The 1,405-nt window shown below is 57.7% G+C and carries 3 protein-coding genes; all 3 read right to left on the reverse strand.

What is annotated here, in order from left to right; genetic code table 11:
• The coding region (locus tag ACIP1X_RS28850; protein WP_400755971.1) for an FAD-dependent oxidoreductase at window positions 1-576 on the reverse strand (576 nt) is incomplete at its 3' end.
• 3 nt (window positions 577-579) lie between these two features.
• Window positions 580-948 (reverse strand): succinate dehydrogenase, hydrophobic membrane anchor protein, encoded by a 369-nt coding sequence (gene sdhD / locus ACIP1X_RS28855; protein ID WP_003222999.1) that lies wholly within the window; start codon window positions 946-948, stop codon window positions 580-582.
• Window positions 942-1,316, reverse strand: coding sequence for a succinate dehydrogenase, cytochrome b556 subunit (sdhC, locus tag ACIP1X_RS28860; RefSeq protein ID WP_016773673.1), 375 nt, complete (start codon window positions 1,314-1,316; stop codon window positions 942-944). Before sdhC ends, sdhD begins: the two co-directional genes overlap by 7 nt.
• Between the last annotated feature and the right edge of the window lie 89 nt (window positions 1,317-1,405).

Here is a 1,405-nt window from a genome sequence, read left to right on the forward strand (position 1 = left end):
CGCGCCGGTTTCGATGCAGCTTGCGACCACACCGACAAAGGCGCCGTCCTGGTCCTTCACCAGGTCCACGGCATAGTACTCGTTGAGGAAGGTGGTACCGGCTTTCAGGTTGCCCTGATAAAGGGTGTGCAGCAGCGCGTGACCGGTACGGTCGGAAGCGGCGCACGTACGGGCAGCCTGCCCGCCTTTGCCGTAATCCTTGGACTGGCCGCCGAACGGACGCTGGTAGATGCGGCCCTGTTCGGTACGCGAGAACGGCATGCCCATGTGGTCCAGCTCATAAACAGCAGCCGGGCCTTCCTGACACATGTATTCGATAGCGTCCTGGTCACCGATGTAGTCGGAACCCTTGACGGTATCGTACATGTGCCAGCGCCAGTCATCGTTCGGGTCAGCGGACGCGATTGCGCAAGTGATGCCGCCTTGAGCGGATACAGTGTGCGAACGGGTCGGGAAAACCTTGGTGATCACGGCAGTCTTGTGACCGCCCTGTGCCAGTTGCAGCGCAGCGCGCATGCCGGCACCGCCACCACCAATAATGATGGCGTCGAAAGAAATCGTTGGAATGTTAGCCATGACTCAGATACCCCAGAGAATCTGCACACCCCAGACGAAGTAAGCGAACATCGCAACGCCGCATACTGCCTGGAAAAGGAAACGTATAGCCGTCGCGGACTTGCCGAACGCCATTGGCGTCAGGTAGTCAGTCGCGATGGTCCACATGCCGACCCAGGCGTGAGCGCCGAGGGCAACAAGGGCCAGGAGGCTGAAAATACGCATCCCGTTGTGGGCGAACAGTTCATGCCACTGGGCATACTCGAGGCCAGGGTGGGCCACGACGTATCCGATCAGGAAGATGAAGTAAGCCGCGAGAACGACCGCAGACACACGTTGCGCCATCCAGTCATAGAGGCCCGAACGCGAGAGGTTCGTGACGTTAGTTACCATATCCAAACTCCTGCCAGAACGATTACCACCACGGAAACGGCGATAACGATTTTCGAGCCCAGCTTGCCGCCTTCCAGCGTCTCACCGATGCCCATGTCCATGATCAAGTGGCGCACACCGGCTACCAAGTGATACAGCAGAGCGGACAGGATGCCCCAAATCACTAGCTTGGCTAGCGGACTGGTCAGACACGCTTTCACCTGACCGAAGCCTTCCTCAGAGCTCAGCGACTTGTCCAATGCGTAAAGCATGATGGCAAGGCACACGAAGAGGATGACACCGGAGATTCGGTGAAGAATGGACGTGTAAGCAGTGACTGGGAGTTTGATGGTCCTTAGGTCTAGGTTTACAGGTCGTTGGCTTTTCACGGCTTTTTTTTCACACTGAAGAGCCCCTAACAATCAGGGCAAAGTTGTTGGGGAGTGCACTGGTCAGGTAACCACCACCCAGGGATGCG

The organism is Pseudomonas sp. NPDC088885, assembly GCF_044750025.1.
Lineage (GTDB): Bacteria > Pseudomonadota > Gammaproteobacteria > Pseudomonadales > Pseudomonadaceae > Aquipseudomonas > Aquipseudomonas rustica.

Coding starts and splice junctions, on each gene's coding strand:
- sdhD (WP_003222999.1), bottom strand. CDS start 948: ATGGTAACTAACGTCACGAACCTCTCGCGTTCGGGCCTCTATGACTGG.